This is a genomic window from Thioalkalivibrio sp. AKL10 (assembly GCF_000381845.1).
Classification (GTDB): Bacteria; Pseudomonadota; Gammaproteobacteria; order Ectothiorhodospirales; family Ectothiorhodospiraceae; genus Thioalkalivibrio; species Thioalkalivibrio versutus.
The window spans coordinates 303,576-327,314 of the sequence record NZ_KB907145.1; the positions used below are offsets into that span (position 1 = coordinate 303,576).

Below are 23,739 nucleotides of genomic sequence, written 5' to 3' on the forward strand. Positions count from 1 at the left end.
GACGCCGCCTTGCATCCTGACCTTGCAGTGCTTCCGGTGAACACGCCGGCTCCCGAACAGGCCTTCTGGGTCGTCGGTCCCGGCACGGGCGAACTGCGCCCGGAGGCATTGGCGGAGCCGGTGTCGGGGGAGGTGCGGGTGCGCACGCAGTTTTCCGCGATCAGTCGCGGGACCGAGGCGCTGGTCTTTCATGGCCGGGTCCCCGCGAGCCAGCATCAGGCGATGCGCGCGCCGTTCCAGGCGGGCGAGTTCCCCTGGCCGGTCAAGTACGGATACATCAGCGTCGGAATGGTCGAGGCGGGGGACGAAGGGGATGCACCGCTGGGGCAGCGGGTGTTCTGTCTGTATCCGCACCAGAGCGCCTACGTCGTTCCCGCGGACGCGGTGGTCCCGATCCCGGATGCGGTGCCCGCGGAGCGCGCGGTGCTGGCGGCCAACATGGAGACGGCGATCAACGCGGTCTGGGATGCGCACTCCGGTCCGGGGGATCGCATCGCCGTGATCGGGGCGGGGGTGGTCGGGCTGCTGGTGGCCTGGCTGCTGCGCGCGATCCCCGGCACCGAGGTGACGTTGATCGACCCCAACCCCCAGCGCGAGGCTGTGGCGGCCCGGCTGGGGTTGAGCCTTTGCACCCCGGACGCGGCGCAAGCAAATCCGGACCTGCAGGGTCTGGACGGGGTCGTGCATGCCAGCGGCAACCCGGCCGGGCTGGAGCAGGCGCTGGCGCTCGCCGGGGTCGAGGCCCGGGTGGTGGAGGTGAGCTGGTACGGCGATCAGCCGGTGCCGGCGCCGCTGGGCGAGGCCTTTCACTCGCGGCGGCTGACGTTGCGCAGCTCGCAGGTCGGACGCATCCCGCCGGAGCGCGCGGCGCGCTGGGACTATCGCCGCCGCCTGGCGCTGGCGCTGTCGCTGCTGACCGATCCGGTGCTGGATGCCCTGATCAGTGGCGAGGATGCGTTCGCCGACCTGCCGACGGCAATGCAGCGTGTCTCCGGGCCCGAGGCCGAACGCACGCTCTGCCACCGGATTCGTTACTGACCCCTTTTCCGTTCAATTCGACCTGCGGGGAACTGCCCGATGTACAGCCTGAACGTCCGTGATCATTTCATGATCGCCCACAGCTTTGCCGGCGAGACCTTCGGCCCGGCCCAGAAGCTCCACGGCGCGACCTACGTGGTCGACGTCACCTTCCGCCGCAAGGCACTGGATGCCGACGGGCTGGTGGTGGATATCGGCCGCGCCAGCGAGGTGGTCAAGGCCCTCCTGGCCGATCTGAACTACCAGAACCTGGACGAGCGCGAGGAGTTTCGCGGCCAGAACACCACCACCGAGTTCCTCGCCCATGCGTTGCATCAGCGCGTGGCGCGCGCCATCCATGCCGGTGAGCTGGGCGAATCGGCCCGCGAGCTGGACGCGGTGTGCGTGACGCTGAACGAGTCGCACGTGGCCTGGGCCAGCTACGAGGCGGCACCCTGAGCCGAATGCGTGAGCTCGGCCTGGTGGTGCCGGGGTCGCTGGAGCAGCGCACCGGCGGGTATCGCTACGATGCGCGCATGGTCGCGGGCTTGAGGGCGCGCGGCTGGACGGTGACGGTGCGCGAGCTGGAGGGGGCATTCCCCGGGCCGAGCCCGGCGGCCGAGTCGGCCCTGGACGCCGCGCTTGCGGGCTTCCCCGATAGGCGGGCCGTGCTGCTGGATGGCCTGGCGGCGGGTGCCTTTCCCGGGGTGCTGGCCCGCCACGCCGAGCGCCTGCATCTGATCTATCTGCTGCATCACCCGCTGGGTCTGGAGACCGGGCTGGAACCGGCGCGGGCCGATGACCTGCTGGCGCGTGAACGCGCCGCCGTGGGTCAGGTCGAGGGCGTGCTGGCCACCAGTGCCTTCACCGCCGGGCAGGTGGCCACCTGGGGGGTGTCTTCCGGGCGGCTCCAGGCGATACCGCCGGGGATCGAGCCGCGGCCGCAGGCGTTGGGGCCCGGTCCCGGCGAGCGGCCGCTGCTGCTCTGTGTGGGCTCGGTCGTGCCGCGCAAGGGCCAGCTGGAATTGGTGCAGGCCCTGGCGTGCATCCGGACCACGGACTGGTGGGCGGTCTTGGTGGGTTCGCGGGTGCGGGACGCGGCCTATGTGCAGCGGGTGGAGGCGGCGATCACCGAGGCCGGGCTTGGAGACCGGATCGAGTGGGCCGGCGAATGCGATGATGCGGCGCTGGAGGGCTGGTATGGGCGGGCCTCGCTGTTTGTCCTTCCCAGCGCTTACGAGGGCTTCGGCATGGCCTATGCCGAGGCAATGGCGCGCGGCCTGCCGGTGATCGGTACCACCGGTGGGGCGATCCCTGCGACCGTGCCGGAGGCGGCCGGCCGGCTGGTCCCGCCGGGAGATATCGGGGCGCTTGCCGAGGCCATCGACGCCTTGTTGGTCGACGATGGAGCGCGCCACCGGATGGGACGGATGGCACGCGACGCGATGGCGGAACGTTCGGACTGGGATGGTGCGGTGGCCGCACTGGAACAGACGCTGGAGGCGTGGCTGCAATGACGGAATCCTTCGACGCCGACTGGCTGGCCCTGCGCGAGGCGACCGATCATGCCGCCCGGCCGGAGGCCCTGGTCGAATCCCTGCGTGCGCATCTGGCTGGGCGTCGTGTCGCCGCCCCCCTTGAGGTGACGGATCTGGGCAGCGGCACGGGCTCCAACCTGCGCTACCTCGCGCCGCGACTGCCGCCCCCGCAACACTGGCGGCTGGTGGACCACGATACCGGGCTGCTGGGCCGCGCCGTCGCTCCCGGCGCCGGGATTGAGCTCGAGCGGTGGGTGAGCGACCTGGCCGACGATCCGGCTGCGGCCCTCGCGGGCGGATCGTCGCTGGTGACGGGTTCGGCGCTGCTGGATCTGGTTTCGGAGGACTGGCTGGACCGGTTGCTTGCGGCCTGCGCCGAACAGGGTGCCGCGGTGTTGTTCGCACTGAGTTATGACGGGCGGATTCGCTGGTCGCAGCCGCATGCCCTGGATGCCGAGTTGGAGGACGCGGTCAATCGGCACCAGCGCTCGGACAAGGGGTTCGGCGCGGCCCTGGGGCCGACCGCCGCGCCGGCCTGTGCGGCGCGGCTCGAGGGGCTGGGGTACGGGGTGCAAACCTGCGCCAGTGACTGGCGGATTGACGCGCATCGGGCGGGGCTGGGTGCGGCCCTGATCGACGGCTGGGTGGCCGCGGCCAGCGCGATCGACCCGGGCCGGGTGGCGGATCTGCGTGCCTGGGGCGAGGCGCGCGCCGTGGCGCTCGCCCGCGGCGAGGTCGAGCTGACCGTCGGGCATCAGGATGTGCTCGGTTTGCGCTGACCCACGCCGCCCGGGTGTTTTAATCAGCATCCCCTTACAAGGGAGAATTGGCGCCGATGTGCTGTCCATTATCCTGTTCGCTCTGGAAGGCGTTTCGGTGCAGGATAGAAATAGGTAATGGAATGAACGCTTGACGGAGACCCCGGAGTAGCGCTGATGAATGCATTCATCCGTGTTGCCCGAGTCGCTCCGCCAATGGAAAAACCGGAAAAGGTGAGGCATGGAACAGGCAGACAACAAGCAGAGAAGTTTCGTTAATCGCTACTGGATCCTGATCGTGATCGTGCTGTGGCTGATCGCCTGGTCGGCGCGCGATGTACTGGCCCCCAGCGCCGATGCGGTGCCGGAGGACACGGATGTCGAGGCCGTTGCGGTCGCCGAGGATGCCCCGGCCCCAGCGGACGAAACAGCGCCGCGTGAGGGGCGTTTGTCGGAGGGCGACATGGACCCGATGACGGGCGAGGCCTACGAGCGTGAGGACGAGGGCAGCGCACAGCGCCCGATTCCGGACCCGCAGGAACAGGCGCAGCTCCGGGCCACCGGCGAGCCGATGAGCGAAGAAGAGGTCGCGCGGCAGGTGCAGGAGGCGTTGGAGGCCGGGCGTGTCGCCTACTGGCGGGGCGGACCCGAGGAGGCGGTCGAGGTGCTGCGCACGGCACTGGAAGACATTCCGGCCACCTCGGCGCAGCGTGCCGACCTCTATGGCGAGCTGGGCAACGCCCTGTATGCCGCTGACGATGCCGCGGGCGCGATGCGGGCCTGGGACAGCGCCCTGGGGCTGTTGCCGACAAGCGAGCGGCGTTCGATGATCGAGCGCCTGGCGCCGGTGTATGACCGCCACCACCGCGATGGCGCCCGCCACCTGCGACAGTACCGCTAGGTCTTTTCGCGCTGCCGGAAGGCGCGGGCAGGGCAACCGAAAAGGCCCCGGGGGTGTACACCTCCGGGGCCTTTTCTTGTGGGGGCGGCCGTCTGCCAGCCGCAGGTTCAGACTAGCTGGTAGCGGTGCAGCTTGCGCCAAAGGGTGCTGCGATCCATGCCCAGGGCGCGGGCGGTCTGTGAGCGGTTTCCGGCATGGGCGACCAGTGCCTCGCGCAGGCGCCGGGCCTCCGGATGCTCGCTGGGCTGGCCGTCGCGGGTCGGGTGGCCCGCCCGGTCGTTCGGTTGGTCGTCGGGAACGTGGGCCGGGTCATGGCGGTTGGTGCGCGGCGCATGGATCGTGTCCGCCGCATCGGCATCCATCCGGATCGGCTGGGGCAGGGGAAAGTCGTCCACCTGACCGTTGCGGGCGTGCAGGGTCAGACACTCGAAGACGTTCTCCAGCTCGCGGAAGTTGCCCGGCCAGGGGTGCTCCTGCAGCCGTTCCTTCAGATGCGGCGCGATGCGGATGCCGTGGTGCACCTCGTAGGCCTGCAGGGTGGCTTCCAGATCCCGGGGACGCTCGCGCAGCGGCGGGATTTCCACCGTGGCGACCGCGAGGCGGTAGAACAGGTCAGTGCGGAACGCGCCGGCCTCGACGCGGCTGCGCAGGTTCTGATTGGACGCGGAAAGGATGCGCACATCCACTTGCCGGGTGGTGTTCTCGCCGACGCGTTCAAAGGCGCCATCCTGGACCGCGCGCAGCAGCTTGGCCTGCAGGCGCGGGCTCATCTCGCCGATCTCGTCGAGGAACAAGGTGCCGCCGTCGGCCGCCTCGAAGCGCCCGACCCGGTCGTTGACCGCCCCGGAGAAGGCCCCGCGGGCGTGGCCGAACAGTTCGGATTCCAGCAGCTCCTCGGGGATCGCCGCGCAGTTGATCTCGACGAACGGGGCACGGATGCGGCGGCTGGACTGGTGGATGGCCCGGGCCAGGCGCGTCTTGCCGGTGCCGGATTCGCCCATGAGCATCACGCGCACGTCGCTGGCGGCCACGCGCCGTGCGAACTGCAGCGTGGGCCGGCAGTTGGCGTCGTGGGAATGGAAGTGGCTGTCCTCGAGCCCGTCCTGTCCGTCCTCGCTGACGGTTTCCACCGCGGTTGTTCGCCGGCGCTGCGGTTGCAGGGTGATCAGACGCAGCGCGCGCTGGTCATCGTTCAGGCGCAGTGGCTGGCTGATCACTTCCAGCGGGAGGGTCTCGTCGTCCAGTTCCGCCATTAGCGAGAAGTGCAGGGCGTGCGGTGTGCTGTTGGCGTCGGCATCGTGCTCGCCGGCGGCAATGGCGGCCTCTTGCAGGTGTTGTTCGAGATTCAGTGGTCCGAGGTTCGCCAGGGTGAGGCGGGCATCGGAGGGGATTTGCAGCGTCTGGTGAAAGGCCGGGTTGGCGAACAGGACACGGCCCCGGGTATCGCTGATGAGGTGTGGGTCCCGACTGTGTCGGATGCAGATCTCGGCCAGTTCGGTTGTGGTCATCCCGCCTCCTTTTCTTGTTGGAGGGGTCGGCGGAAGCGGTGCGGTGTTGCAACATCCGGGGGCACCTGCAACACCCCCGGTATGGCCCGTTTCGCCAATCCCTGTCTCGGTTATAGCGCGAAACGGGGGTGTTGCAACAGTCATTGCTTGAATATCAGTAAATCCTAATTAAGTGATTGTTTTATAAGAAGGTCGATATATTGGCATATGCGTTGCTTGTGCTCTGGCATGAGTTCATCTACATACTGGGTAATGGATACCCACTGCGGTTTTCAGCCGGCTGACTCGGGTCGCCGGACGGGCTTCGCCGCCAGTTTCCCCGGCGTCCGGTCGAGTGCGGTCCATTCCCTGCCCCTGGTCCCGTGTGCGCAGGTGCGCCGGGTGCGGGCGCCTTCTTTCATCGCGACATACGGCGCGAGGTAGGACGATCATGTTTGCGCGAGTTTCCCGACGCCTCCTGGCCCGCACCCTCCTGGGTACCGCACTGGCCCTGCCGCTGTTCGGCATCTCGGCGGCCCACGCCGCTGGTCCGATCCTCACGGTGGAGCCGGATCAGGCGGCCACCCAGACCGTTAGTGGCACCGTGGTCCCCTATCGTGAAGTCACCCTGACCGCGCAATCCGCGGGGCGCGTGGTGGATGTGGCGGGCGCCGAGGGCGACCGCTTCGAACAGGGGGCGGTGCTGGTGGCCATCAGCGACGACCGGCTGCGCGCCCAGCGCCAGGCGGCCGAGGCCGAGATGCGCACCGCCGAGGCCGCGATCCGCGAGGCCCAGATGCAGTACGGCCGCGAGATGGTCTCGCCGCAGTCGCGCAGCATTGGCCAGATGCCGGGCATGGGCGTGCCGTCGATGTTCGACCAGATGTTCACCCAGCCGATGGGCCAGGTCATGGGCATGGGCGATCCCGCGCTGGATCGCCGTACGGATCTCTATTCCCGCTACATCGGCGTGGATCAGGCGCAGGCGCGCTGGGAGCAGGCCCGGGCCCGGGTCACCGAACTGGACGCGGCCATCCGCGACACCCGGTCCGAGGCGCCCTTCGATGGCCTGGTGATGCACAAGCACGTGGAAGAGGGCGATACCGTCCAGCCCGGCCAGCCGCTGGTGAGCTTCGGCCATGTCGAATTCCTGCGCGTCGAGGCGCAGGTGCCGGTGCGGCTGGTGAGCGGCCTGCAGGAAGACGACTACGTGCAGGTGCGGCTGGATACCGGTGACGAAGTGGAGGCCCGGGTCGCCCGGATCTTCCCCCTGGCTGACCCGCAGCGCCACACCGTCACGGTCAAGTTCGACCTGCCGCAGGGCGTGCGCGGTGGGCCGGGCATGCATGCGGCGGTGCATCTGCCGCAGGGCGAGCTTTCCAGTAACCGGGTCGTGATCCCGCGTTCGGCGTTGATCCCGGGCGGTGCCTTGCCGCGCGTGGCCGTGCTGGATGGCGAGGGCCACGTCCGCGTGCGCATGGTGCGCCTGGGTGGCGGACGCGGCGACCAGGTGGTGGTGACCTCCGGGCTGGAGCCGGGCATGCAGATCCTGGCCCGACCGGGCGCGGGTGTGCGTTCCGGCCAGCCCGTGGGGCGCGGTTCCCCGGATTCGGGCGTCGGACGCCGCGACGGTGTCACGGACCCCTGGAGCCGTATGTAGGGCTCCATACCCGGCTGCAGGCCGGGACTATCAGCGCCGGTTGCTGCCCCCTGGCAGGTGCACCGGTGGCGACGCGCCGGCCGAACCGGTGCTCGGGACGCCAGACTGACAACAGGACTGTTCAAGCTCGATGGCCGAAGACGACAAACAATCCGAGACCGGTTTCCGGCAGAAACACGGTGACCCCGGCATTGCCGGGCGCATGGCGGCGGCCTTTATTCATTCGCCGCTGTCGTCGCTGCTGCTGATCGCCAGTATCGCGATCGGCATTCTCGGCCTGATGGTGACGCCGCGCCAGGAGGACCCGCAGATCTCCGTGCCGATGGTGGACATCATGGTGTCCTACCCCGGCGTGCCCTCCGAGCAGGTGGCGAGCCTCGCGGCGCGGCCGCTGGAGCGGCTGATGAGCGAGTTGTCCGGGGTGGACAACGTCTACTCCGTGTCGCATCGCGGCGAGGCGATGGTGACCGTGCAGTTCGACGTTGGCGAGGAGATGGAGTCGTCCATCGTCAAGGTGCACGACAAGCTGATCGCCAATCGGGACCTGATGCCGCCCGGCGTCAGCGAGCCCATGGTCAAGGCCAAGGGTGCGGACGACGTGCCGGTGGTCAACCTGACCTTCTGGTCGCATGAGGTGGACGATGCCCTGTTGCGTCAGATTGCGCTGGATGCGCAGCAGCAGCTGAACGAGGTCCCCGACACCAACCAGAGCTTCGTGGTCAGTGGGCGCGAGGAGCGTCTGCGCATCGAGGTGTTGCCGGAGCGCCTCGCGGGCTATGACATCAGCCTGGACGAGATCGCCCAGGCCGTGCAGTCGGCGAATGTCGAAGGCGCGGCTGGACGCATCGAGAGCGGGGGGCTGAGTACTGCGGTGTACACCGGGCGTTTCTTCACCGGTGCGGCCGATCTCGAGCAACTCCTGGTTGCGGTCAGTGACGGCCAGCCGGTCTATCTGCGCGATGTGGCCGAGGTAACGTACGGCCCGGGCGAGCTGGAGCGGTTCGTGCGCCACTACTCCGGTCCGGCAGCACCCCAACCGGATGCGGCACCGGAAGGCGCCGCGGCGGTCACGCTGGCCATTGCCAAGAAGCCCGGCAGCAACGGGGTGACCGTTGCCAACGACGTGCTCGAGCGCCTGGAGCGTCTGAAGGGCAGCGTGATCCCGGACAACGTCGAGGTGGCGGTTTCGCGCAACTACGGCAAGTCTGCCAACGAGAAGGTCAACGAGCTGCTCTTCAAGCTGTTCATCGCCACCTTCGCAGTGACCATCCTGGTGGGCCTGTTCCTGGGGGTTCGTGCCGCGGTCGTGGTGCTGATCGTGATCCCGGTGGTGATCCTGTTCACTGTGTTCAGCGCGTGGCTGCTGGGCTACACCATCGATCGCGTCAGCCTGTTTGCGCTGATCTTCTCCATCGGCATCCTGGTCGATGACGCCATCGTGGTGGTGGAAAACATCTACCGACGCTGGCTGATGAAGCGCGGCATCGATACCGAGACCACGGTGGATGCGGTGCGCGAGGTCGGCAACCCGACCATCCTGGCCACCTTCACGGTCATCGCGGCCCTGCTGCCGATGGGTTTCGTCTCCGGGATGATGGGCCCGTACATGCAGCCGATCCCGGTGCTGGGGTCCGTGGCCATGCTGTTCTCGTTGGTGGCGGCGTTTGTATTCACCCCGTGGCTCACCCAGCGCCTGCGTCCGAGCATGGCGTATCTGGAAAAGGCCACCGACAAGGAACATCGCCAGGCGGAAAAGCTGGGGCGGTTCTACCGCACGGTAATCCCGGGGCTGGCCGACAACCGGGTGCGCGGCTACGCCTTTTTGATCGCCGTCATCGTGATCTTCTTCCTGATGGTCAGCCTGTTCATGACCACGGACGTCCGCGTGAAGATGCTGCCCCTGGATAACAAGCCCGAGTTCCAGGTGATGGTGAACTTCCCCGAGGGCACGGCCCTGACCGAGACCGCGACGCTGAGCCACGACATGGCCAGCGCCCTGCGCGAGATGGACGAGGTGGTGGCTCTGCAGTCCTACGTCGGGACCGCGTCGCCGTTCAATTTCAACGGCCTGGTGCGGCACTACTACCTGCGCAACGAACCCTGGCAGGGGGACATCCAGGTGCAGCTGGTGGACAAGGGCGACCGCAGCCGGACCTCGCACGATATTGCCACCGAGGCGCGCGAACGCCTGACCCCGCTGGCCGAGGCGGCCGGCGCGCGCATCCAGGTGGTCGAGATGCCGCCGGGTCCGCCGGTGCTGCAGTCGATTGTCGCCGAGATCTACGGCCCTGATGCTGCCACCCGCCGCGCTGTAGCCCGCGATCTCGAGGGCATGTTCGCCGGTGCCGAGCACGTGGCCGATGTGGACAGCTTCCTGCAGGCGCCACACAACGTCTGGCACTTCGATGTGGATCGCGACAAGGCGCTGCGCCGCGGTGTGACCGTGGACACCATCAATCGAACCCTGGAGACCGCGATCGGCGGGCAGATCCTGGGCGATGTAAAGGCGCAGTCGCTGGTCGAGCCGCATTTGATCGAGATGCGTTTGCCGATGGCAACGCGCAATGACATCCGGCAGCTGGAGATGCTGCCGATCTCCACCCGGCAGGGCGGGTCGATCCCGCTGGCCGAGCTGGGCGAATTCGTCCAGCGCCCGCAGGACGAGCCGATCTACCACAAGAACCTGCGTCCGGTGGAGTACGTGACCGGCGAGGTGGTCGGGCGTCTGGCCGCGCCGGTGTACGGCATGCTGGAGGTCCAGGAACAGCTGGAGGACTACCGTCTTCCGGATGGCAGCCAGGTGCAGCCGCACTGGCTGGGGCCGCCGCCCAATGATGGCTCGACCGCCTTCGAATGGGCCGGCGAGTGGACGGTGACGTACGTGACCTTCCGCGACATGGGGATCGCCTTCGCGATCGCGCTGATCTTGATCTACATGCTGGTGGTCTGGGAGTTCGGCAACTTCGTGTTGCCGGGCATCATCATGGCCCCGATCCCGCTGACCCTGATCGGCATTATTCCCGGCCACTGGCTGATGAACGCCGAATTCACCGCGACCTCGATGATCGGCTTTATCGCGCTCGCGGGGATTATTGTCCGCAACTCGATCCTGCTGGTGGACTTCGGTCGCCAGGCGGTGGACGAGGGCCACGACGTGCGCGACGCGATGATCCTGGCCTGCCAGGCGCGTACCCGTCCGATCATCATCACCGCGCTGGCCCTGCTGGCCGGCTCCAGCGTGATCCTGTTCGATCCGATCTTCCAGGGCATGGCGATCTCGCTGATGTTCGGCACGGTGGTGGCCACCCTGCTGACCCTGGTGGTGATCCCGCTGGGCTGTATCTCCGGCCGCCGTGCCTTCTGCCCGACCAGCCTGGACGAGGACGGTGCGGCCACGGCGGGCTGTGGCAATGGCAATGGCCATGCTGTGCATGCCGGTGTGACGGCCAGCCCGACCCATGGTGCGTCTCCGGGGGCATCCGGCGAGGGGAATGACCTGTTCGGCCCGCGCGAGGGCGGGCCGGTCACCCAGGTCGTGCAATACGCGGGGCTTTATCTCAAATGCCTGGTCGTGGCTTTCATCGAGGGCCTGCGCGACCTGGCGCTCGCCCTGGGGCGCCTGATTCGGTCTTTCATTGAACGCCGCCGCAATGGCGATGGCGGCCCCCCGCCGCCCAGCGGCGGATCGGGCGGTCCCTCCGCCGGGCCTGGCGGGCCGACGGGCGGTGCCCCGGGGAGCGGTGGCGCGTCGGGCACGGGTTCCGGCGGGGCTGCGGCGACTCCGCAGTCCCGTTCGGAAAACCCGTCGGCGGACTCGAAGCCGTCAGGCCCTGTTGCGCAGGCACCTGAGGCGACCGGCACCCCAGAGCGAGCGGCTTCCACCCCCGCCACCGGGAATGCCGGAGCCCAGGACGCCGGTGCCGTGCCGTCCAGCCGCGCTCAGGCTGAGAAGCCCGACGCGGGGACTGCGAAACAGGCGGCCACCTCCAGGACCACGTCCCGCGCCGGGGCAGGCAAGACGACCGCATCGACTACCCCGGTCGGGTCGCGTGCCGGGAAAGCCGGCTCCACGCGGGGTGCTGGCGATACCGCGGGGACCAAGGCTACGAAGAAGTCGCCAGCGGGCACCTCGGTAAGCGCGAAGGGCAAGTCCACCGCAGCCGCGAGAAAGCCCCCCGGCGACACGTCCGTGTCCGGTGACGCCACGCAAGGACGCGCAAGCAGCACCAGCAAGGGCACCGGAACCCGGAAAACGGGCAGCGCGAGCGCGAACAAGCGCGCGTCGACGGCATCCAACAAGAAGGCCGGCGGGACAAGCAAGACCGGCACCACGAGCAGCAAGACCGGCCGCAAGGACAGCGGCAGCACCCCCAAGGGGAGCGGCAAGTCGGGTACACCCGGCAAGGGCCGCACCCGACGTGGGATTCGACTCAAGTGAACATGCAAGCAAGACCTCGAGGAGGTTCGCAATGAAGAAGCGTTTCAATTCCCGAATGATTGGTACCACGCTGGCCAGTGCCGCCGTGGCATCCGTGCTGGCCCTGGGCGTCGCCCAGGCCCAGGAACAGGGCCAGGGTCAGGGCTACGGCCAGGGTCCGGCGATGGGCCAGCAGGGCCCGGTGCCCGGCCCCTACGGGCATGCCCCGTACGGCTCCGGCATGGGCGCACACCCCGGTGGCGGGATGATGCAGCAGCGTGAAGGCTCCGGTGACTTCAGCTTCGGCATGTCCGGGCGCAGTCAGGGTCATGGCTACGGGCGCGGTCACGGTGATGGGTACGGCCAGGGCTATGGTCGCGGCCATCAGGGCTATGGTCCGGGATACGGCCCGGGGTATGGCCCCGGTTACGGCCCAGGTCCGCAGCAGGGCGGCTTCGGCCATCCGGGCATGATGCAGCCGGGCTATGGCATGCAGCAGCGTCAGGGCTACGGCCAGATGCAGCAGTTCGATCCGGACAACCTGCCGGAAGACATGCCAGAAGAGATGCGTGAGCGCATCCAGGCCCAGCACGCCGAGCGCCAGGAGCGCATGGAAGAGATGGAAGCCATGCGCGAAGCGCGTCAAAAGGCGATGGAAGCCGGACGTGCGGCGTACGAGGAAGAGATGGAGCGCCAGCGTGAGCGCCGCATGGAGATGATGCAGGAGCGTCGTGAATCCATGCAGGAAGAAGGCGAGTACTGATCTTCGGATCGGGGATCGCATGCCGACGGGCGCTGGTGCCCGTCGGAGTGGAAGCCAGACGGAGGCAGTTCGCCATGCAGGGCAGGCAGTCCGGTCAACCGAAACGCAGGCGGGTCAGAAACGCCCCGATACTCGGGGTATTGCTGGCCACGGGGTTTCTGTTGCCGGCCGCCGACCTGGCGGCGAGTGATCGCCACAACCCCTGGGCCTCTGGTACGCCGGAGGTGCAGCGGTCGGCCCCGGAACGCCCGCGCGGGCGTTTTCCGGACCGCGATTACGACCCGTCACGGCGGGGCGAATCGCGGGATGCGCCAGGCCCGCCGCAGCACGCTCCGGCGTACCGCGGCTACGGGCCGCAACACCCGTACGGCACACCGGGTGCTCCGTCGTTCCACACCCCTGGCGGGATGCCGGGGGGCTATCCATACGGGTATCCGGGGCAGTCCGGTTACCCGGGCATGGGCGGGCCGTCTTCGGTCTTCCCCTGGGGGATGGGCGGTTTCCCGTTCCCCTGACCAGTAAGGCGTGCATTCGGGAAGCCCTCCCCGCGTACACGCATTCAAATTGAGGGCATGACTCCTTCAGGAGGTAGCACCATGAACAAGTTGGTCAAAGCAGCAGTTCTCGCCGTTTCCCTGGGTGGCCTGGCCGCCCCGATGATGGCCTCCGCCCAGTGGGGCGGCCCCGGCTACGGGTATGGCCCCGGCGCCTATGGCCCGGGCTACGGCTATGGCCCGAGCATGCCGTTCTTCGGTGGCCCCGGTTACGGCTCCGGTCGTAATTACGGCATGGGCGACATGATGGGTGACATGATGGGTGACGGTAACTTTGACTTCTCCGCCAGCGGTCGTGGCCGCGGCCACGGCTACGGTCATGGCTATGGGGATGGCTACGGCCGGGGTTATGGTCAGGGTTACGGCCATCCGGGTTATGGCTACGGCCCGGGCTACGGCTACGGTCCGGGCTACGGCCCGCGGGGCTATGGCCCGCAGGGTCAGATGCCGCAGCAGCAGGGCCAGGGCAACTAAGCCCGTCGCTGTTCGGGCCTGCCCGGTGTCGGGCAGGCCCCTTTTTTTCGGAGCCGTGCGGATTGGTGGGTTGCGCGTAGCCGCCAATCCGCAATGCTCGAAGGAGACGCCATGCAGACCGTCGTCGCCAATCTGAAAGGTGGTACCGGCAAGAGTACCGTGGCCTTTAACCTGGCCCTGTGGTTGCTGGAGGGGCGTCGTCGCGCCCTGACCGTGGATCTGGATCCGCAGCGAACCCTCAGCGATGTGCTGGAGGTGCGCCACGAGGAAGGCTACGAACCCGCGCTGGACGGGGTCAGTGATCTCGATGCGGTCCGCTCCCGCGCGGGCGATTACGACGAGGTGCTGATCGATGTCGGTGCGTCGGACATGGCCTCCCTGATGACAGCGGTGGAGGGTGCCGACCGTGTGCTGATCCCGGTGCCGCCCAGCCAGGCGGACGTCTGGTCGACTTATCGCTTCGTTCAGCGCATTCAGGAGCAACGGGGGTCGCGTGATCGTCCCGAGATTCTGGCATTCATCAATCGTGCCGATACGCACCAGGCCGTGCGCGAGACCGACGAGACGCACGAGGCGCTGCAGCAGATCGAGGGGGTCCGCTTGCTGAAGCCGCGGCTGAAGCAGCGCATGGCCTTTCGCCGTTCCTTCAGCGAAGGGCTCTCGGTGCGCGAACTGGAGCCCCGCGGCAAGGCCGCCGCCGAGCTGGATGCCCTGGCTGTAGCCCTGTTCGGGCGCAACCGCCGCAAGAAACAATAATGTGTCGCGTCCGGTGATCACCGGACGGCGGGCACCGAGCAGGAGAGCTTCATGCGCTTCATACGCAATGCGTTGGTCGTGATCGGATTGCTGGCACTGATTGGGGTGGGGTATGCCATTTTTGCTTTCGAGCCCTACCTCGGTCAGGTCCGCTCGCTGGATTCTCAAGCGCCCAAGGTCTATTCGCAGATGGCCCGCACGGTGCTGGAGACCGGCGACGCCGCGGAGGCCATGGTCTACAAGCGCAAGGTGGACGCGGGCCTGGCGGTCGACGAGGTCGAGGATATTCTGCGGCTGGTGGCCAACGAGCTGAATCTCCGCAACGTCGGCGAATTGCCGATGGGGGAGGAGGTACGCAGCGTTACCGGGGAGGACTTTCCGTTCCTGAAGATCTATATGTTCTGTGATGTGGCGATTGCCGCGCAGATGGTTCGCCACAGCCCGGCGATGGCTGCGTATCTGCCGTGCCGGATCGTGCTGCAGGAAGATGCCGAGGGCAATCTGTGGCTGATGACGCTGGATCTGGAGCCGATGATCCACGGAGGGCGGCCGCTGCCCGAGGATCTGCGCGAGCAGGCCATTTTTGTGAAGGAATCACTGGAGGAAATCATTGACCGCGCCGCCGTCGGCGCCTTCTGACGGGGGTATCGAACCCGTTTCCATGCATCGACCAAGGGCGTTCAATGAGCGACGAGAGCAACAGTGATTTCAACAGGGTCCGCGACGAGGCGGACAAGGCGGATGCCCGCTCCCGGCGTGTGGAGCTGATTGTGTACGCCGCCTTGCTGGCCTTCGTGGTCCTGGCCATCTACGGGTTCTGGCTGATCACCAGCCTGACGCGGGATGTCAGCCAGCTGACCCAGGAGATCGCCCAGATGACCCAGGTGGTCGATCGCGACATGTCCACCATCGCCGGGCACATGGCCTCGATGGACCACCAGATGACGGACATCAACAACACCATGCGGGTAATGAACGAGGAAGTGGCGGTGATCGCGGGCAATACGCGCTCGATGGATGCCAATATCGGCTCGATGACGCGCGATACCAGCGTGATGGCGGGCGCGATCACGGGCATGCAACAGGACATGTGGAGTCTGAATCGCAATGTGGGGGCGCCCATGGGTATGATGAACATGTTCAACCCATTCACCGATCAGAGCGGTCCGGTCCGGGGTTCGCCGGGGCCGTATTACCCGCGCTGATCACGCGTTTCGACTGACGGAGTCCGCATGTTCAATCGTCCTGGCCCTCGGGTACGCAAGCAGCTCAAGCTGCTCAGCGACCGCCTTGCCGAAGAGAATCCGGTCCTGAAGGGGGTGGTCGACCCCTTCCGTGATCTGGACCGGGTCGGCTATGCGGCCGGTCTGCTGGATCCCACCGAAGACTCCTACGCCTTCACCATCTCCTGGTGGCCGATGATCGCCATGCTGGGGACGTTCTCGGCCGGCAAGTCCACCTTCATCAACGAATACGTGGGCACCACCGTGCAGCGCAGCGGTTCGCAGGCGGTAGACGACAAGTTCACCGTGATCAGCTACGGCGGAAGCGAGCACGTGCAGGAGCTGCCGGGGCTCGCGCTGGACGGCGATCCGCGTTTCCCGTTCTATCGCGTATCCGACGAGATCGAGCGCATCACCGACGGTGGCGGGCGTACGGTGGATCATTTCCTCGCGATGAAGACCGCGCGCGCGGAGCATCTGCGCGGGCGCATCATCATCGACTCTCCCGGGTTCGATGCCGACGAGCAGCGCGCGACAATCCTGCAGCTGACCGACCACATCATCGATCTGTCCGACCTGGTACTGGTGTTCTTCGATGCCCGCCACCCGGAACCGGGCGCGATGCGCGACACCCTGGAGCACCTGGTCAATCGCGTCGCCGAACGCAATGATTTCACCAAACTGGTGTTTATCCTTAACCAGATCGACACCACCTGGCGCGAGGACAACCTGGAAGAGGTTGTTTCCGCCTGGCAGCGCGCCGTGGTGCGTCAGGGCAATGCCACCGGGCGCTTCTATTGCCTGTACAACGAGAGTGCGGCGGTCGAGATCGGCGATCCTCAGGTGCGCGAGCGCTACGAGGAAAAATCCCGGCGCGACCGTCAGGAGATCCACGCCAAGATCCAGGAGATCAGTTCCTCGCGTTCCTACCGGATCCTTGGCTCGCTGCAGGCGATCGCCGAATCCATCGAGATGGACGTCATGCCGGCGCTGCAACGTGCGCTCGCACGCTGGCGCCGCCGTGTCATGCAGTTCGACGCCGGGATGTTCGCGGTGGTCGCGGTGATCCTGGGCCTGATTGGCTACCAGTGGACTGGTGGTGTGGCCCCGTGGACCGATGGCAGCGTCTGGCAGTCCATGGGCGAGCGCCCGTTGCTGACGGTCTTTGGCATCGTGGTGCTGGCCATCGTGCTCGGCGGGATTCACTTCTTCAATCGCCGCTGGCTGGCGCGCCGCATCGCGCGGACGCTGCCGACCGAGACCCCCGCCGGTAACTGGCGCGCGGCCTTCGAGAAGAACACGCGTCCCTGGCGCCCGATGATGGGACGAGCACCGCTGGGTCTGGGACGGCGGATGATCGGCCGCCTGCATCAGTTGCGCGACCGCGCCGAGGCCTACATCCAGCGCCTGAACAACCAGTTTGTGGATGCCAGCCCGGTCTCGCGCCAGGGCGGGCGGGCCTCGGCCAGCGATGTCTACAACCCGAAGGAGCCGGAAGCCCCGGTCCCTGACCCGACGCCGGGCACGGATGCGCCCCGCGATTACGCCGAGCCGGAGGCGCCGGAGAGGCGCTAGGGGTAGGGGCAGGCATGATGCCTCCTCCTGCGCCGGCTCGCAGCAAGCAGCACGACCAGCGGGTGCGATTACCGGCCGCTAATGTTGTGCAGGAGGAGAACGATGACCATACTGGCGTGGCTTATGTTCGCGCTGGCCATGATCCTGGTGCCCATCTCGGTATGGGCCAGCATGGCAGCGCTGGGGGTTTGTGCCGGGTGTGCACTGATCCGAGACTGGCGCAGGGGGCGTCGGGCGTCGGAGCAGTAGGCTCTCCCGCCCCGACACCCACGGGCTTTAACCAACTGGGGACGGATCGTGCGCAGGGGGCTGTGGCGGATCCGATTCCTGTTACCACTGGAGGAGAAAGTAGAAATGAGTGATCAAAAGAAGATGGCCATCATTGCCACGAAGGGTAGCCTGGACTGGGGTTATCCGCCCTTCATCCTCGCCTCCACGGCGGCCGCTCTGGGCTACGACTGCGAGGTGTTCTTTACCTTCTATGGCCTGCAACTGCTGCGCAAGAAACTGGATCTGCAGGTGACCTCGCTGGGCAATCCGGGCATGCCGATGCCGATGCCGATGCCGGTGCTTCTGCAGGCCCTGCCGGGCATGCAGAAGATGATGACCGTGATGATGAAGAAAAAGATGGCGGCGAAGGGCGTCTCCGATCTGGGCGACCTGCGCGAGCTGTGCCTGGAGGCCGAGGTACGCATGATTGCCTGCCAGATGACGGTGGACCTGTTCGACATGGACACCAGCGAATTCATCGACGGCGTGGAATACGCCGGGGCCGCCGCGTTCTTCGAGTTCGCCGGCGAGTCCGATATCTGCCTGTTCATCTGAGCCGGCAGCGCGCCTGGCGCGCCCCTCAAGGCCCCGCGGCATTGCGCTGCGGGGCCTTTTTCGTTTTTGGGTGCCTTCGTGCGCTTCGTGGCGACCGACAGAAAAAGATCAGTCGTGGCCGGCGTACATGGCCTCGATGGCTTTGGCGTAGTGCTTGGTAATGACCGGGCGCTTGAGCTTCATGGTCGGGGTCAGCATGCCGTTGTCCACTGACCAGGGTTCGTGCACCACGTGGACGTGGCGGATCCTGGCGTAGCCGGGAAAGTCGCGTAGCTGGTACTGCATGCGCTGGAGCAGGGCGCGCTCGGTAGCACGCGACAGGCGTCCGGCGGCAATGGGGTCGAGGTCGTGGTCCTTGGCGAAGGTCGCCCAGGCCTCGGGTTCGGGGACCACCAGGGCGCTCAGGAAGGAGTGGCCGTCGCCGACCACCATGACCTGATCGAACAGGGCATCCAGGGCGATGGCCATCTCCATGTCCGCCGGTGGGACCTTCTCGCCATTGGTCAGTACGAGGATGTCCTTCAGGCGTCCGGTGATGAAGATGCGGCCATCGTCGTCGATTCGTGCCTGATCCCCGCTGTGCAGCCAGTGATCCTGGTCGATCGTGGAGGCGGTGGCCTCTTCGTTCTTCCAGTAGCCAAGCATGACGCTGCTGGAACGGGTAAGCAGCTCGTCCATTTCGCCGATCTTTACTTCGACCCCCGGAAGGGGCTTGCCGATGGAGGCGGGCAGGTTGTCGTCCGGGGTGTTGACGCTGACCACCGGGCTGGATTCGGTCATGCCGTAGCCATGCAGTACCGGGAGGCCGAGGCCGATGAAGAAGCGGGCAATCGGTGGCGGCAGCGGCGCGCCGCCGCATACGGCGAAGCGCAGCTTGCCGCCCAGGCGATTCAGCACCTTTTGTGCCACGATTCGCTCCAGCAGGGGCCACAGCAACAAGCCCGGGGACCAGGATGCACGGCCCTGCCGGTATTCGAAGCGGCGCCAGCCAATGGCCACCGTGGCCTTGAACAGGCCACGGCCGATCGCGGATTTCTCCTTCAGGCCGGCCTGGATGCGGCCATGCACGCGTTCGTAGATGCGCGGGACCGAGATCAGCACAGTGGGCTGCACGGACATCAGATCCTCGCCCAGACCCTGGATAGAGCGCGCGAAGGCGACCTCGGCGCCGATCAGCATGGGCATGTAATAGCCGCCGGTGCGTTCCAGCATGTGGGACAAGGGCAGGAAGGAGAGGAAGCGGTCGGTATCCGACAGCGGTCCGGCGGTGGAAGAGGCCTGGGCGTTGTCGAGAATATTGCGATGCGACAGCATCACGCCTTTGGGTCGCCCCGTGGTGCCGGAGGTGAACACGATGGTCGCCAGGCCCAGGGGGTCCAGGTCCGGGCGATGCACGTGGTCGGGGTCGCCGCGCTCCAGCCAGCGGTCGAGGTCCATCACCCGCGAGTCATCGGGCTCGCCTTCGGTGTGGCCCAGGCAGACGATGCGCTTGAGCGAGGGCATGTTTTCGAAGTGTTCGGACAGGCGGCGGTTGTGCATGCTCTCGCCCAGCAAGAGCAGGCGGGCCTGAGTCTGGCCAATGATGTAGGCGACGTTGTCGGGGCGGTCGTCGGTGTACAGCGGCACGGTAATCAGCCCCAGTTCGCTGGCGGCCTGGTCGAGGGCGACCCACTCGCGCGAGTTGCCGAGCATCAGCGCAACGCGTTCCCCGGGCTTGAAACCTTCGCGCGCCAGCGCAGCCTGCCAGCGATCCACCATCGCGGCCATTTCGCCCCAGGTGGTCTGCTTCCAGGTCTGGTCGTCGGCGCTGAAGTGGCGATAGGCCGGGGCATCCCGACTCATGGAGACCCGGGTGCGGAACAGCGCCGGCAGGGTGGGGGCCTGTTCCGGGGTGATGGTGGTCGACGACATGAGGGCCTCGCGCGCTAGGGTCCGATGACCCGGACGTTAGAGGAGGCGTCCATCCGGGGCAAGCGGGGCCCCGTGGACAACCTGTCGAGGGATCAAACCTAGCGAATCCCCAGCGGGTGGGCAACGGGCTGGTAGGCGATGGCGCCGAGGACCAGGCTGAGACCGATCAGGGCGATCACGCCGCCCCCGGCGAGGCCCAGGGACGGCCCAATGTAGGTGAGCCGGCCCATGCGCGTCGGGCCCAGCCAGCGACGGGTCCAGTCACGCGCGGAGACGGCGAGGGTCGCCAGCACCGAGACCGTCGCCGCCGTGCCCAGTGACATCGCCAGCACGGCGGCCACGCCAGCCCAGGCCAGGCCCAGGGCGGTGGAGACCGCCATGATCAGCACCGCGCCGGAACAGGGGCGAATGCCGACGGCCAGCACCGTGCCCCACCAGGTACCACGCTGGTTGGGATCCACGTGGTGCGGGGTGCCGCAGCCGCAGTGCGCGTCGTGTTCGTGCGCATGATTGTGATCGTGATCGTGATCGTGGGCTTGAGCGCGGTGGGCGCGATGCAGCCGCCACGCATGGCGCAGGGCACGAACCATCAGCCACAGCCCGAGCAGCGCGACCAGGGCGAAGCTGGCGATCTCCAGGGTGCGTACCTGACCCAGGGTGTCGCGGGCCAGCCAGCCGAACAGGCCGATCAACACACCGACCAGGGCGATGGCGGTGACGCCCTGCGCCAGCGCGGAGGCGGTGGATAGCAGGATGCCGCGCCGCAGGTTCTGCGGCTGGGTCAGCAGGTAGGCGCTGATCACCGCCTTGCCGTGGCCGGGGCCGGCGGCGTGGAAGATCCCGTAGAGCAGGCTGACCAGGATGAGCGCCCCGGCGGTTTGTGTGGTCGGACCGTCGCGCAGGGCGTGCAGGCCCTCGGTCAGGCTGCGGTGCAACTGCCGCTGGGTCTGCAGCATCCAGCCGGTCAGGCGTTCCAGGTGGCTCGGGGGCTCAACCAGTGGGGTTGGCGCCTGATTGCCGCTGGCGGGCGCGTCGCGTTCGGCGGGCGCCCCGGTGGGGGCGCCCAGCGGGTGGCCGGTCTCGGCCTGCACGAGTCCGGAGCCGCCAAACAGCAGGGCCAGCAACAGAAGTAGCAGGTTGAGGGAAGGGCGTCGGAACAGGTCTTGGTCGGTGCGCATGGCGTTACTGTATAACACTCAGTCTGCGGTGTGGTGTGCGTGGCGTCCGATCGCGCGGCAGCACCAGGCTCAGTCGCATTCCAGCGTGGCGGTTTCCGCGAAGTGACGGCCCAGGTCGTTGACCGGGCTGCGGTCCGAACGTTCCAGGGTGGCGGCGTAGCGGATCAGCTGCGGGTCCGGTCGGGGCTCGGTGACGGCGACCTCGCAACCGGGTCGATTCTCCACGAAGACGATGTCGTCCGGATCGTGCCGGATCTCGATCCAGTATTCCGGGTCGAAGACGCGGTAGGTGAAGGCGTCACCGGCGGTGATGTCGTGTTCGTCCAGCGGCAGCTCGAAACGCAGGTGCAGGCGCCGGTCCTCCAGGGTCAGGCGCGCGTTGCGGGCCTGCGGCACGTCCAGGCGCTCGTCGCCCAGGTTCAGTTCGGTGAAGTAGTCATAGGCAGCCAGGTTTCCGAGCATGCGTTCGGCGGCGTGTTCCAGCGCCGCATCGATGCCGGTGGCACCGTCGAGGTCCCGGGTCAGGTCTTCCAGCAGCATGTGGCTGTAGGTCGGGTCGATGCGCCAGGATTGCTCCATGCTCGCCAGGTTGCCGGCATCGTCGAAGACCAGCCCCATGCGCAGGTCGATCCACGCATGCGGGTGGGCGAGCGCGCCGGCCGGCAGGAGCAGACCCAGAACCAGCGTCAATCGCATGAGCCAGGGGCGCAGATGCATCGGCTTCAGGTGGCGCGCTGCCAGCGCGTGCCATCCGGCGTGTCTTCCAGCTCGATGCCGCGCGCGACGAGTTCGTCGCGGATGGCATCCGCCTTGGCGAAGTCGCGGTCCTGGCGCGCGGCCTTGCGTGCGGCGATGCGCTCCTCCACCCAGGCGGCCAGGTCATCGTCCCCGGCGTCGCCCTGAAACCACGTGGCTGGGTCCTGTTGCAGCAGACCCAGCAGGGCGGCGCCCGCCAGCAGTTCACCCTTGCGGCGGGCCCGTTCGGCATCGTCGGATGCTGTTGCCAGGGCGTCGCTCATGCGGTGCAGCGCGGTGATCGCGGCGGGGGTGTTCAGGTCATCCAGCAACGCCGCGAACACGGCCGTGTCGGAGGCAGCAATGTCGTCGGCCTCGATGTCGGCCACATCGCGCAGTACGCGGTACAGGCCATTCAGGCTGTTGCGCGACTGGGTCAGGGTCTCTTCGGAGAAGTTCAGCGGGGCACGGTAGTGGCGCGACAGCAGTGCCAGGCGCAGGACCTCGCCGGGGTAGTGCTGCAGCAGGTCGTGCAGCAGCCGAAAATTGCCCAGCGACTTGGACATCTTCTCGCCGTCGATGGTCAGGTGCCCGTTGTGTACCCAGTAACGGGCGTAGTGGGTACCGTGCTCGTGGCAGCCTTCGGCCGCGCAGCCCTGGGCGATCTCGTTTTCGTGGTGCGGGAAGACCAGGTCGTGGCCGCCGCCGTGGATGTCGATCATCGGGCCCAGGTGGCTGCGGATCATTGCCGTGCATTCCAGGTGCCAGCCGGGGCGGCCCGTGCCCCAGGGGCTCTCCCAGCCGGGCTCGCCCGCCGCGGCCGGCTTCCACAGCACGAAGTCGCCGGGGTGGCGCTTGTAGTCGGCGACCTCGACCCGGGCGCCGGCCTGCATGTCCGCCAGCGAGCGCCCGGACAGGGCGCCGTAGTCCGGGTAGGAGGTCACGTCGAACAGCACGTGGTCGTCGGCCACGTAGGCATGGCCGCGTTCGATCAGGCGTTCGATCAGCTCGATCATCGGCTGGATGTGTTCGGTCGCGCGCGGCTCGAGGGTCGGCTTGAGCGTGCCGAGTTCGGCGATGTCCTCGTGGAAGGCCCGGGTGAAGCGTTCGGTCAGCGCGGCGATGGGCTCGCCGTTGTCGGCGGCGGCCTTGTTGATCTTGTCGTCGACGTCGGTGATGTTGCGGGCGTAGACCACGTGATCCGGGCCGTAGAGCTCGCGCAACACGCGGAACAGCACGTCGAACACGACCACCGGCCGGCCGTTGCCGATGTGCACGCGGTTGTACACGGTGGGGCCGCAGACGTAGAGCGTCACCCGCTCCGGGTCCTGGGGCACGAACGGCTCGTCGCGCCCGCCCAGGGTGTTGTGCAGTCTGAGGGTCCGGGCCGCGCTCATTGCCCGGTGTCCTTGCCGTACAGCGTCTCGGGGGCGATCTCGGGATCGCTGGTCACCACGACGGTGTCCTGTCCGACCTGGAGGTAGAAGCAGCTGCGCCGCCCCGTGTGGCAGGCGGGGCCGGTCTGGTCGACCTTCAGCAGCAGGGTGTCGCCGTCGCAGTCCAGGTGCAGCGAATGCAGCTGCTGCACCTGCCCGGACTGCTCGCCCTTGCGCCACAACGCCTGGCGCGAGCGCGAGTAGTAGCAGACGCGTCCCGTCGCCAGGGTCTCGTCCAGGGCCTCGCGGTTCATCCACGCCAGCATCAGGACCTCGCCGGTGTCGTGCTGCTGGGCAATGGCGGGGATCAGCCCGCCGGCATTGAGCTTCAGGCGATCCAGGACCACTGGGGTCGGGTGGCGCTCGCCACGGGGCTCGCCTTCGAGTTGCTTGAACATCGCTGCGTCCGCTTGCGGGAGCGGCGAAGAATACCATTTTCGAACCGCGCTCCGAAGCCCGCAATCCGGCCCCGCCAGACCTGGGTTGCGCTTGGGCCACGGGTGGTCGATGCTCGAGACAGGACAGCTGGCG

Annotated in this window: 21 protein-coding genes; 15 read left to right on the plus strand and 6 right to left on the minus strand. The window is 67.4% G+C overall.

All coding sequences use genetic code 11. The features are described from left to right. Positions 1–27: 27 nt before the first annotated feature. The 5 genes from G333_RS0112495 (at position 28) to G333_RS0112515 (ending at position 4,214) form a co-directional block, all read left to right on the plus strand. Entirely contained in the window at positions 28–1,038 is a 1,011-nt protein-coding gene (locus G333_RS0112495) for a zinc-binding alcohol dehydrogenase (protein ID WP_019628599.1), read from the plus strand. 39 nt (positions 1,039–1,077) lie between these two features. Continuing rightward, complete coding sequence (locus G333_RS0112500) at positions 1,078–1,476, plus strand: 6-carboxytetrahydropterin synthase (RefSeq protein WP_019562853.1); 399 nt, start codon at positions 1,078–1,080, stop codon at positions 1,474–1,476. 5 nt (positions 1,477–1,481) lie between these two features. Further along, positions 1,482–2,534, plus strand: coding sequence for a glycosyltransferase family 4 protein (locus G333_RS0112505; protein ID WP_019628600.1), 1,053 nt, complete (start codon positions 1,482–1,484; stop codon positions 2,532–2,534). Beyond that, positions 2,531–3,334, plus strand: coding sequence for a hypothetical protein (locus G333_RS0112510; protein WP_019628601.1), 804 nt, complete (start codon positions 2,531–2,533; stop codon positions 3,332–3,334). The genes G333_RS0112505 and G333_RS0112510 overlap by 4 nt, the downstream gene beginning before the upstream one ends. 220 nt (positions 3,335–3,554) lie before the next feature. Then, positions 3,555–4,214 carry a hypothetical protein gene (locus G333_RS0112515; protein WP_018951039.1) on the plus strand — a complete coding sequence of 220 codons (660 nt, stop codon included), beginning with the start codon at positions 3,555–3,557 and terminating at the stop codon, positions 4,212–4,214. Between the two features lie 107 nt (positions 4,215–4,321). Here G333_RS0112515 and G333_RS0112520 read toward each other — a convergent pair whose 3' ends face one another. After that, positions 4,322–5,722, minus strand: a complete 1,401-nt coding sequence (locus tag G333_RS0112520) for a sigma-54-dependent Fis family transcriptional regulator (RefSeq protein ID WP_019628602.1) — start codon at positions 5,720–5,722, stop codon at positions 4,322–4,324. A 430-nt stretch (positions 5,723–6,152) separates the two neighbouring features. Between G333_RS0112520 and G333_RS0112525 the strand changes: the two genes are divergently transcribed. From G333_RS0112525 to G333_RS0112570, 10 genes are all read left to right on the plus strand, one after another. After that, on the plus strand, positions 6,153–7,361 hold the full coding sequence (locus tag G333_RS0112525; RefSeq protein ID WP_018176022.1) for an efflux RND transporter periplasmic adaptor subunit: 1,209 nt from the start codon (positions 6,153–6,155) through the stop codon (positions 7,359–7,361). Between the two features lie 130 nt (positions 7,362–7,491). Continuing rightward, positions 7,492–11,799 carry an efflux RND transporter permease subunit gene (locus tag G333_RS0112530; protein WP_019628603.1) on the plus strand — a complete coding sequence of 1,436 codons (4,308 nt, stop codon included), beginning with the start codon at positions 7,492–7,494 and terminating at the stop codon, positions 11,797–11,799. Positions 11,800–11,830: 31 nt separating this feature from the next. Beyond that, entirely contained in the window at positions 11,831–12,541 is a 711-nt protein-coding gene (locus G333_RS0112535; RefSeq protein ID WP_018176020.1) for a sulfur globule family protein, read from the plus strand. A 596-nt stretch (positions 12,542–13,137) separates the two neighbouring features. Continuing rightward, the gene (locus G333_RS0112540; RefSeq protein ID WP_018951035.1) at positions 13,138–13,569 is read left to right on the plus strand and encodes a sulfur globule family protein; all 432 of its coding nucleotides are present in this window, start codon (positions 13,138–13,140) and stop codon (positions 13,567–13,569) included. A 111-nt stretch (positions 13,570–13,680) separates the two neighbouring features. Continuing rightward, a complete protein-coding gene (locus G333_RS0112545; protein ID WP_018144420.1) occupies positions 13,681–14,325 on the plus strand; it encodes an AAA family ATPase in 645 nt (214 codons plus the stop codon). Positions 14,326–14,376: 51 nt separating this feature from the next. Then, positions 14,377–14,964, plus strand: a complete 588-nt coding sequence (locus tag G333_RS0112550) for a DUF302 domain-containing protein (protein WP_018176017.1) — start codon at positions 14,377–14,379, stop codon at positions 14,962–14,964. Between the two features lie 44 nt (positions 14,965–15,008). Beyond that, positions 15,009–15,530, plus strand: coding sequence for a hypothetical protein (locus tag G333_RS0112555; RefSeq protein WP_018144418.1), 522 nt, complete (start codon positions 15,009–15,011; stop codon positions 15,528–15,530). Positions 15,531–15,557: 27 nt separating this feature from the next. Next, positions 15,558–17,123, plus strand: coding sequence for a dynamin family protein (locus G333_RS0112560; protein ID WP_018937887.1), 1,566 nt, complete (start codon positions 15,558–15,560; stop codon positions 17,121–17,123). Positions 17,124–17,225: 102 nt separating this feature from the next. Continuing rightward, positions 17,226–17,372, plus strand: a complete 147-nt coding sequence (locus G333_RS15200; protein ID WP_019628604.1) for a hypothetical protein — start codon at positions 17,226–17,228, stop codon at positions 17,370–17,372. Between the two features lie 105 nt (positions 17,373–17,477). Then, positions 17,478–17,948 (plus strand): DsrE/DsrF/DrsH-like family protein, encoded by a 471-nt coding sequence (locus G333_RS0112570; RefSeq protein WP_018144415.1) that lies wholly within the window; start codon positions 17,478–17,480, stop codon positions 17,946–17,948. Positions 17,949–18,056: 108 nt separating this feature from the next. On the opposite strand, the gene G333_RS0112575 is transcribed toward G333_RS0112570, so the two are convergent. The 5 genes from G333_RS0112575 to hisI form a co-directional block, all read right to left on the minus strand. After that, positions 18,057–19,859: a long-chain fatty acid--CoA ligase gene (locus G333_RS0112575; protein WP_019628605.1), complete on the minus strand. Its 1,803-nt coding sequence runs from the start codon at positions 19,857–19,859 to the stop codon at positions 18,057–18,059. A gap of 98 nt (positions 19,860–19,957) precedes the next feature. Next, complete coding sequence (locus G333_RS0112580; protein WP_019628606.1) at positions 19,958–21,037, minus strand: nickel/cobalt transporter; 1,080 nt, start codon at positions 21,035–21,037, stop codon at positions 19,958–19,960. Positions 21,038–21,106: 69 nt separating this feature from the next. Continuing rightward, positions 21,107–21,754 (minus strand): DUF1007 family protein, encoded by a 648-nt coding sequence (locus G333_RS0112585; protein WP_018176013.1) that lies wholly within the window; start codon positions 21,752–21,754, stop codon positions 21,107–21,109. Between the two features lie 5 nt (positions 21,755–21,759). Further along, positions 21,760–23,169 (minus strand): cysteine--tRNA ligase, encoded by a 1,410-nt coding sequence (gene cysS, locus G333_RS0112590; RefSeq protein ID WP_019628607.1) that lies wholly within the window; start codon positions 23,167–23,169, stop codon positions 21,760–21,762. After that, positions 23,166–23,606: a phosphoribosyl-AMP cyclohydrolase gene (hisI, locus tag G333_RS0112595; RefSeq protein WP_019567971.1), complete on the minus strand. Its 441-nt coding sequence runs from the start codon at positions 23,604–23,606 to the stop codon at positions 23,166–23,168. The genes cysS and hisI overlap by 4 nt, the downstream gene beginning before the upstream one ends. Between the last annotated feature and the right edge of the window lie 133 nt (positions 23,607–23,739).

Excerpts from the sequence above, each read along its gene's own strand:
- G333_RS0112500 (WP_019562853.1), top strand. The coding sequence starts at position 1,078 with ATGTACAGCCTGAACGTCCGTGATCATTTCATGATCGCCCACAGCTTT.
- G333_RS0112505 (WP_019628600.1), top strand. The coding sequence starts at position 1,482 with ATGCGTGAGCTCGGCCTGGTGGTGCCGGGGTCGCTGGAGCAGCGCACC.
- G333_RS0112510 (WP_019628601.1), top strand. The coding sequence starts at position 2,531 with ATGACGGAATCCTTCGACGCCGACTGGCTGGCCCTGCGCGAGGCGACC.
- G333_RS0112515 (WP_018951039.1), top strand. The coding sequence starts at position 3,555 with ATGGAACAGGCAGACAACAAGCAGAGAAGTTTCGTTAATCGCTACTGG.
- G333_RS0112520 (WP_019628602.1), bottom strand. The coding sequence starts at position 5,722 with ATGACCACAACCGAACTGGCCGAGATCTGCATCCGACACAGTCGGGAC.
- G333_RS0112525 (WP_018176022.1), top strand. The coding sequence starts at position 6,153 with ATGTTTGCGCGAGTTTCCCGACGCCTCCTGGCCCGCACCCTCCTGGGT.
- G333_RS0112530 (WP_019628603.1), top strand. The coding sequence starts at position 7,492 with ATGGCCGAAGACGACAAACAATCCGAGACCGGTTTCCGGCAGAAACAC.
- G333_RS0112535 (WP_018176020.1), top strand. The coding sequence starts at position 11,831 with ATGAAGAAGCGTTTCAATTCCCGAATGATTGGTACCACGCTGGCCAGT.
- G333_RS0112540 (WP_018951035.1), top strand. The coding sequence starts at position 13,138 with ATGAACAAGTTGGTCAAAGCAGCAGTTCTCGCCGTTTCCCTGGGTGGC.
- G333_RS0112545 (WP_018144420.1), top strand. The coding sequence starts at position 13,681 with ATGCAGACCGTCGTCGCCAATCTGAAAGGTGGTACCGGCAAGAGTACC.
- G333_RS0112550 (WP_018176017.1), top strand. The coding sequence starts at position 14,377 with ATGCGCTTCATACGCAATGCGTTGGTCGTGATCGGATTGCTGGCACTG.
- G333_RS0112555 (WP_018144418.1), top strand. The coding sequence starts at position 15,009 with ATGAGCGACGAGAGCAACAGTGATTTCAACAGGGTCCGCGACGAGGCG.
- G333_RS0112560 (WP_018937887.1), top strand. The coding sequence starts at position 15,558 with ATGTTCAATCGTCCTGGCCCTCGGGTACGCAAGCAGCTCAAGCTGCTC.
- G333_RS15200 (WP_019628604.1), top strand. The coding sequence starts at position 17,226 with ATGACCATACTGGCGTGGCTTATGTTCGCGCTGGCCATGATCCTGGTG.
- G333_RS0112570 (WP_018144415.1), top strand. The coding sequence starts at position 17,478 with ATGAGTGATCAAAAGAAGATGGCCATCATTGCCACGAAGGGTAGCCTG.
- G333_RS0112575 (WP_019628605.1), bottom strand. The coding sequence starts at position 19,859 with ATGTCGTCGACCACCATCACCCCGGAACAGGCCCCCACCCTGCCGGCG.
- G333_RS0112580 (WP_019628606.1), bottom strand. The coding sequence starts at position 21,037 with ATGCGCACCGACCAAGACCTGTTCCGACGCCCTTCCCTCAACCTGCTA.
- G333_RS0112585 (WP_018176013.1), bottom strand. The coding sequence starts at position 21,754 with ATGCATCTGCGCCCCTGGCTCATGCGATTGACGCTGGTTCTGGGTCTG.
- cysS (WP_019628607.1), bottom strand. The coding sequence starts at position 23,169 with ATGAGCGCGGCCCGGACCCTCAGACTGCACAACACCCTGGGCGGGCGC.
- hisI (WP_019567971.1), bottom strand. The coding sequence starts at position 23,606 with ATGTTCAAGCAACTCGAAGGCGAGCCCCGTGGCGAGCGCCACCCGACC.